Consider the following 6959-nt stretch of genomic DNA (forward strand, 5'->3'; position numbering starts at 1 on the left):
AAAACGGCCATGATACTGAACACCAGTTCATGCTGAAGAACTTGGAGAGCCATGGCCGTCCGAGTCGGAGTACTGAGCGCAGGAGCCTGGTCGCGTAGCGTCCACCTCCCGACCCTGGCCGCTCGCGACGACGTGAAACTGGTCGTGGTCAGCCGGCCCGACCGGGCGCTCGCCGAACAGATGGCACGCGACGCGATCACCGAGGCGCTGTACCGCAGCGCGGCCGGCCATGGCGAACAAAGGGTCGTTGCCCGTGGCTGAGCTGACCATGTTCGTCTATCCGTGGGACGTGTTGGACGAAGAACCGGAATCCTTGGTGGCCGAGTTGGCCGGGCGCGGAGTACGCCGGATCGCCGTGGCCACCGCGTACCACTCCGCCGAGGTGCTGCGCCCCCGCCGCCGCAAGAGGGTCAACCTGCTCATCGAACCGAACGTGGTGCACACCCCGATCAACACCGGCCGGTTCGGTCTCCTCACACCGCGGCTCGGCGCGCTCGCGGGCTGCGATGTCTTCCCCCGGTTGGCGAAGGCCGCCGCCGCCGCGGGGATTGGGCTCACCGGCTGGACGGTCGTGCTCCACCATTCTGACCTGGCTCAACGGCACCCGGACCTGGCCGGGCGCAACTGCTTCGGCGACAACTGGGCGCACGGGCTGTGCCCGAGCCAGCCCGAGGTCGCCCGGTACGCCGTTGAACTGTGTGCCGCGCTCGGCGAAACCGGGTACTTCGACACGCTGATGCTGGAGAGCCTCGCCTACCCGATGGCCGGGCACGGCCATCCGCACCAGCTCTCCGCCGTACGGCTGGATCCGGTGGGCCGGTTGCTGCGATCGCTGTGCTTCTGCTCGGCCTGCCTGGTCGAGGGCGAACGAATCGGCGTGGACGGCACCGCCCTCGCCGACTGGGTGGCGGAAACGCTGGCCACGTCGTGGAACGGGCCACTTGCCGCCGCCCGTACCGCCGACGAGGGACAGGAGGTGGCGGCGGCTCTGGTACGCCGGCCCGACCTGTACGCCTGGGTCCGCATGCGCAACACGGTCGTCACCGGACTCTTCGAGCGGATCACCACGCGGCTGCGCCCGAGCGGAGTGGCGACGGTGGCCGCGGTCGCCGGGTTCGGGCAGCCGGCCCCGATGACCTGGCAGGAGGGGCACGATATCGAGGCACTGAGCCGCGTCTGCGACGGGCTGACCCTGCTCGCCTACGCGCCCGACCCGGCCGGAGTCGCCCGCGAGATCGACTACGTGACCGGACTCGTACCGGCAGCAAACGTACAGGTGGTGCAGACGTTCCTGCCACATCAAACGTCCACAGTGGACAATTTGATGTCCATTGTGGAGCATTGCGCCGACGCCGGGATCGACCGGATCGGGCTGTACAACTGGGGCCTGGCACCAGCCGGCAGCCTCGGCTGGGTGAACCGGGTGGCCGCACTCATCGCGTCGTGGCCGCCGACCGGGGACGGTCCGGGCACGACCGTCCCCGCAGGCCGGACCAATCCGAGAGAGGCAATATGAAGGCAGTCGTCACCGGGGCGTCCAGCGGAGTTGGCGCCGCGCTCGCCGAGGATCTGCTGGCACGGGGTTACCGGGTAACCCTGGTGGCCAGGCGCGCTCACCGGCTCGCCACGCTGGTCGATCGGTATCCGGACCTAACTGTCGCGGTCGCCGCCGACATGGCTGACCCGGCGACTGCCCGGACGGCGTACGACGCGACCGCCCTGCGACCCGGGGACCGCCTGGTGCTGGTGAACGCGGCCGGCGTCTGCGGCCCGATCGCACCGGCTGGCGAGACCGACCTCGCCGAGTGGCGGCAGACTGTCGACGTCAACCTGCTCGGGCCGGTCGCGATGACCGAGGCCTTCCTGCCGCACATGATCCGGACCGGCTGGGGCCGGATCGTCAACGTCTCCTCCGCGCAGGCCCTGCATCCGCCCGCCGGACTGGTCGCCGCGTACGCCACCACCAAGGTGGCACTCAACTTCTACACGCGGTGCGTGGCCGAGCAGGTCGCTGGTACGGAGGTCGCAGCGATCGCGATCCACCCCGGCGACGTGTGGACCGAGATCTGGGAGCACATCGGCGCGCGTGCCGACCGGCTCGGCCCGGATGGGCAGCCGCTGCGGGAGTTGGTATCGCGGATCGAGGCGGCTGGCGGCGACCCGCCGTCGAGGGTGGTGGACCTCCTGCGACGCCTCGTCGACGAGCCTGCGGCCGTCCACAACGGACAGTTCCGGTACATCGAGGACGGCATCCAGGCACCATTGCCCGTCAACTGGTAGCGCTCAGCGGGCACCCAGGTCTCGCGAGATGGCCGCGGCCGTGCGCTGCAAGGGTTCCAGGAACTGGCGTTGCTTCTTCGTACCATCGGTGAGCCGGACGACCGGAACCGAACAACTGATCGCGGCCACCGCGGTGCCGCGAGCGTCGAACACCGCAGCCGCCACGCAGTAGAGCCCGGCGGTGTACTCACCGAGATCCTCGGCATACCCACGGAGCCGGACCTCGGCCATCTCCTTGCGCAGGGCCGGCACGTCCGCGACGGTCTGGTCGGTGAAGCGGGTCAGGGTGGCCCCGTCGAGGCGCCTGTCGAACTCCTCCTCGGGCAGCATCGCGAGCAGCATCTTGCCCAGCGCCGTGCTGTGCGCGGGCAGCCGGCGCCCGACATCGGACACCAGCCGCAGCGGCTGCGCCGACTCCTGTTTGGCGAGGTAGACGTTCTCCAGTCCGTCGAGCACAGCCATCTGCACGGTCTCGTCAACCTCGTCGCGCAGCGCGGCCAGATGCGGCAACGCCACCCGGGACAGGTGATGTCCGAACTGGAAGGCGTGCCCGGACTCCCAGACCCTGATGCCGACCCGGTACACCCGGGCCTGCGGGTCGAGACTCAGATAGCCTCGATCGGTCATCGCCCGCAACAACCCGTGCAGACTACTCTTCGGCAGCCCAAGAGCGGTCCGGATGGCGACGAACGTCAGTCCGTCGCGGTGCTGCGACAGCAGGTCGAGCAGGTCCATGACTCGTTCGGCGGACTTGATGGAGCCGGTCGCCTCCGTAGCGCCCGTGGCTTGCTGGACTACAGTCACGCCACCACTCTACTTGCCGCTGCCTTGGGTCAGCGCCGTCACCACATAGCGCTGGAACACCATGGTGATGACCACTGGCGGGATCAATGTCACCACCGTCGCCGCCGCCAATACCGTCCAGTTGAAGTGTTGCAGGCTCTGGAATCCAGCCAAGATTGGCGGGGTGGTGTAATCACTGGTCAGTGTCAACGCGAAGAACAGCTCACTCCACGCCTCCATGAAGACGAGCACGCCGGTGGCCACCGCCCCGGGCACCGCCAGCGGCGCGATGATGACCAGCAGGGTACGCAGGTTGGAGGCGCCGTCGACGGCCGCGGCTTCCTCGATCTCCCGCGGTACCTGGTCGAAGTAGTTCTTCAGCAACATGATCGCGAGCGGCAAGGTGAACACGTTGTAGCTGATCACCAGCGCCAGCAGCGGATGGTCCAGCACATTGGTGACCCGGAAGGCGACGAAGAACGGGCCGATGATGGCGATCCCGGGTACCACTCGTGAGATGACGACAAAACCGAAGAACGTCCGCGAACCGCGGAACGGGAACCGCGAGATGGCATAGGCCGCCGCGCCGGCGATGACCAGGTCAATGGCGACCAGCACCGTGCTCACCATCAGGCTGTGCCCCATGCCGACCACCACCCGGCTCAGCTTGCTGGTGGCGCTCGCGGTGTCGTCCCCGGCGAGCCCGAAGACCTCCTTGAAGTTGTCCAGGGTCGGCGATGCCGGCCACAGCGGTGCGGGGATCTTTCCGATGGCGCCGGGACTGGTGAGGCTGCTCAGCACGGTGAACCACAGCGGGAACAGGATCCAGAGCGTGAACGCGATGGCGGCACTGTAGATCACCGCGTACCGGATGACGCGACGAAGTCCACGCGGGCGCATCAGACCTCCACTGTCCGGTACAGCAGCTTCACCGCGGCCAGCCCACCACCGAGGGCGACCAACGCCAGTACGGTGGCGATGGCCGACCCCACGCCCAGGTTCGTGTAGAGAAACATCTGGCGGTAAATGAGGATGCTCATCAGCGTGGTGGCGTCGCCCGGGCCGCCCTGGGTCATGGTGAATACCAGGTCGAACTGCATCAGTCCATAAATGATGTTGAGAACAGTGACGACCGCCAGCACCGGCCGCAGCCACGGGATGGTGATGTGCCGGAAGCGGGTGAACACACCGGCGCCGTCCACCGCGGCGGTCGCGTGCAGGTCGGGCGGCAGGGTCTGCAACCCAGCGAGGAACAGCAGGGCGACCATCGAGGACTGCCGCCAGGTGGCCGCCAGCACCGTGGCCACCAGCGCCCACTTGGGCGAGGCCAGGAAATCGCTGTATCCGCTGATGAGATGCGTGCGGAGCAGCACGCCGTTCAGTTCGCCGATGCTGCCGTCCAGGAACCACTTCCAGATGATCCCGACGATCATCCACGGGCAGGCCCACGGGATCACCACCAGCGAGCGGACAAACCACCGGCCGGGGAAGGACTCGTTGAGCAGCAGGGCGGTACCGAGCCCGATCACGGTGGACAGCACGATGAAGATGCCGGCGAAGGCCAGCGTCAGCAGCAGCGAACGCCAGAGCACCGGGCTGGCCAACACCCGCTGGTAGTTGGCCAGCCCGACAAACTCTCCCCAACCCGAGCCGTCGGCGGGTACGTCGCGCAGGCTCTGGTCGATGGTCAGCGCGGCCGGTACCAGGATGAGCAGCAGCACCAGCGCGATGGACGGCATCGCCAGCGCCAAGCCGAACCGCCGAGCGGCGCGACTCATCGGCGAAAGTCGAGGTTTGGCCGGCCGTACCCTCGACCGGCGCTCCCGAGTCAGCACAGTCATCTGACTAGATGGCCCCGCCGGACTTGGCGCTGCGTACCGCATCGGTCAGCGCCTTGACGGTGGCCTTCGCGTCCGCTTGGCCAAGGATCAGCTTCTGCAGGATGTCCCCGCACTGCGTGGTGAACGCGGGGAACCAAGGCTCGGTACGCACCGGCACGTTGTCCGAGGACTTCTCGAAGATGTCCTGGATCAGATCAAGGTTCATGTAGTCCGGGAAGGCGGCGCGGACCTCAGCGTCCTTGAACACTGCCGGGTAGGGCGCGAGCAGGCAGGCCGCCTTCGCCCAAGCGCGGAAGACGGTGAAGTTGCCGGACTCGTCCTTCCAGCCGTAGTACTTCATCAGCTTCCAGGCCGCCTCGCGGGCGGCGCCTTCGGTCTTGCCGCCCATCTGGACGACCTCGCCGAACTGCAGGGTCTTGCCGCTGTCGCCGACCACCCGGGTCAGCACCACGTTGTCCGACTCGGGTGCCTTGGCCACATGGATGTCGCGTAGCACATAGTGGTCGGCGATCCAGAAGGCGCCGCTGCCGGTGGCCATGTTGTTGATGATCTTTCCAGGATCGTCGGTCAGTGCCGACTTCTGCACCAGCCCCTCCTGGTACATGGTCTGCCACCAGTCAAAGACGGTGGTGGTCTTCGGGTCGTCCGCGAAGGCGGGCTCCCCCTTGTCGTCGAAGGGAGTGATGCCGGCTGCCAACAGGTACGTGTTGAGGTAGTGCTCCAGCACGTCCTTGTTCCAGAAGCCCATGAACGGCGTCTGCACGCCGTTCGCCTTCAACGTCTTGCTCTGCGTGTAGTACTCCTCCAGCGTGGCCGGCGGAGCCGCGATGCCAGCCTTGGCGAGCAGCGACTTGTTGTAGTGCAACACATCCACGGCGGAGAAGTACGGGACGCTGACGACTGCGCCCTTGCTCGTCACGTACCGGCCCTTTGCCGACGGGAACATGTCGGCGACCATCTCGTCCACGCCGGGCAGCCCCCGCAGGTCCTGTGCCCACTTCTGCGCGACGAACTTCTGGGTGTTGTAGGCGAAGTTGTAGAAGACATCCACCTGCGAGCCGCCACGTAACCGGGACTGCAACGCCGGTGAATACCCGAGGCTCGGGATGATGCTCAGCTCGACCTGGGTGTCGTGCGCGCTTCCCCAGTCCGACAGGAACTTCTTGATGGTGTCCGGCTGGTAGTCCCAGCCGATGAAGGAGAGCTTCTTGTCCCAGGCCTTCGGCGAGCCCGAGCCGGACGAGCAAGCCGCCAGCAGCGGCGCACCCGCGGATACTGCGGCCGCCATCCCAGCGAGGTGAAGGAAACGACGGCGATTCAGCGACTGTACCACCTGGAGCCTCCTGGTTCATATATGTGACCGTCAGTTCAGGAACGTGGTAAGCATGGGGCTGGCGGAGACATCCATCAAGCCACCGTGACCGAGTCGTTATCCGAACCGTCACCCGGGCTCCCGGGACCCGCCCGACTCCACCTCGATCAGGCCGCCTCTTGCTTGCGCCTCCCCTGACCTGGTACTAATGCTCAATCCAGAACTTGGTTTCATGTATATGAACCATCTGGCTGACCGGAAGGGTCACATGGATGAGCGGCGCCCGAGCCCGGGTTTGTTCTCCACCCGCACGTCGATCTCCCGTCGGAGCCTGGTGCGCGGCGCGCTCGCGGCGGGCCCGACCATTCCCTCCGTACCGCTCGGCCTCGCTGCAGGGAGTGTGAAATGACCGGGAGCTTCACCGGGAAGGTCATGACCGTCCTCGGGCCCATCGAGCCGGAGGCGATGGGTAACACCCTCACCCACGACCATCTGATGGTCGACGGGTGGGGACTGCGCCAGCTGTACGAGGCGATCCTCGACGACGAGGAGATCGCCGTGGAGGAGGTCCGGCGGTTCGCCGCGGCCGGTGGCGGGACGATCTGCGACCCGACGAACATCGGGCTCAAGCGCGACCCGGAGGCGCTACGCCGGATCAGCGCGGCCACCGGCGTCAACGTCGTGATGGGCGCCGGCTGGTACCGCGAGATGGTCTACCCCGACCACATCACCACCGACAGCAC

The 6959-nt window shown here is 67.0% G+C and carries 7 protein-coding genes and 1 pseudogene; 4 read left to right on the forward strand and 4 right to left on the reverse strand.

Annotated elements, in window-relative coordinates:
* The first annotated feature begins 132 nt into the window (after positions 1-132).
* Genes ACGFI8_RS26830 through ACGFI8_RS26840 form a run of 3 tightly spaced genes read left to right on the forward strand, consistent with a single transcriptional unit; the run spans position 133 to position 2280 of the window.
* Complete coding sequence (locus ACGFI8_RS26830) at positions 133-261, forward strand: hypothetical protein (RefSeq protein ID WP_392808962.1); 129 nt, start codon at positions 133-135, stop codon at positions 259-261.
* On the forward strand, positions 254-1516 hold the full coding sequence (locus ACGFI8_RS26835; RefSeq protein ID WP_392808964.1) for a hypothetical protein: 1263 nt from the start codon (positions 254-256) through the stop codon (positions 1514-1516). Before ACGFI8_RS26830 ends, ACGFI8_RS26835 begins: the two co-directional genes overlap by 8 nt.
* Complete coding sequence (locus ACGFI8_RS26840) at positions 1513-2280, forward strand: SDR family NAD(P)-dependent oxidoreductase (RefSeq protein ID WP_392808965.1); 768 nt, start codon at positions 1513-1515, stop codon at positions 2278-2280. The genes ACGFI8_RS26835 and ACGFI8_RS26840 overlap by 4 nt, the downstream gene beginning before the upstream one ends.
* Before the next feature lie 3 nt (positions 2281-2283).
* Here ACGFI8_RS26840 and ACGFI8_RS26845 read toward each other — a convergent pair whose 3' ends face one another.
* From ACGFI8_RS26845 to ACGFI8_RS26860, 4 genes are all read right to left on the reverse strand, one after another.
* On the reverse strand, positions 2284-3084 hold the full coding sequence (locus ACGFI8_RS26845; protein WP_392808966.1) for an IclR family transcriptional regulator: 801 nt from the start codon (positions 3082-3084) through the stop codon (positions 2284-2286).
* Positions 3085-3093: 9 nt separating this feature from the next.
* Positions 3094-3924, reverse strand: coding sequence for a carbohydrate ABC transporter permease (locus tag ACGFI8_RS26850; RefSeq protein WP_392808969.1), 831 nt, complete (start codon positions 3922-3924; stop codon positions 3094-3096).
* Positions 3925-3962: 38 nt separating this feature from the next.
* The gene (locus ACGFI8_RS26855) at positions 3963-4841 is read right to left on the reverse strand and encodes a carbohydrate ABC transporter permease (protein WP_392808971.1); all 879 of its coding nucleotides are present in this window, start codon (positions 4839-4841) and stop codon (positions 3963-3965) included.
* 67 nt (positions 4842-4908) lie between these two features.
* Positions 4909-6192: an ABC transporter substrate-binding protein gene (locus tag ACGFI8_RS26860; protein ID WP_392808972.1), complete on the reverse strand. Its 1284-nt coding sequence runs from the start codon at positions 6190-6192 to the stop codon at positions 4909-4911.
* 429 nt (positions 6193-6621) lie between these two features.
* On the opposite strand from ACGFI8_RS26860, the pseudogene ACGFI8_RS26865 reads away from it, so the two are divergent.
* A pseudogene (locus tag ACGFI8_RS26865) lies at positions 6622-6959 on the forward strand (hypothetical protein); the annotation flags it as partial.

The organism is Dactylosporangium sp. NPDC048998 (genome assembly GCF_043197855.1).
GTDB lineage: Bacteria > Actinomycetota > Actinomycetes > Mycobacteriales > Micromonosporaceae > Dactylosporangium.

What these genes read in the sequence shown, in the direction of transcription:
- ACGFI8_RS26840 (WP_392808965.1), top strand. Translation starts at nt 1,513, where the DNA reads ATGAAGGCAGTCGTCACCGGGGCGTCCAGCGGAGTTGGCGCCGCGCTC.
- ACGFI8_RS26855 (WP_392808971.1), bottom strand. Translation starts at nt 4,841, where the DNA reads ATGAGTCGCGCCGCTCGGCGGTTCGGCTTGGCGCTGGCGATGCCGTCC.
- ACGFI8_RS26860 (WP_392808972.1), bottom strand. Translation starts at nt 6,192, where the DNA reads ATGGCGGCCGCAGTATCCGCGGGTGCGCCGCTGCTGGCGGCTTGCTCG.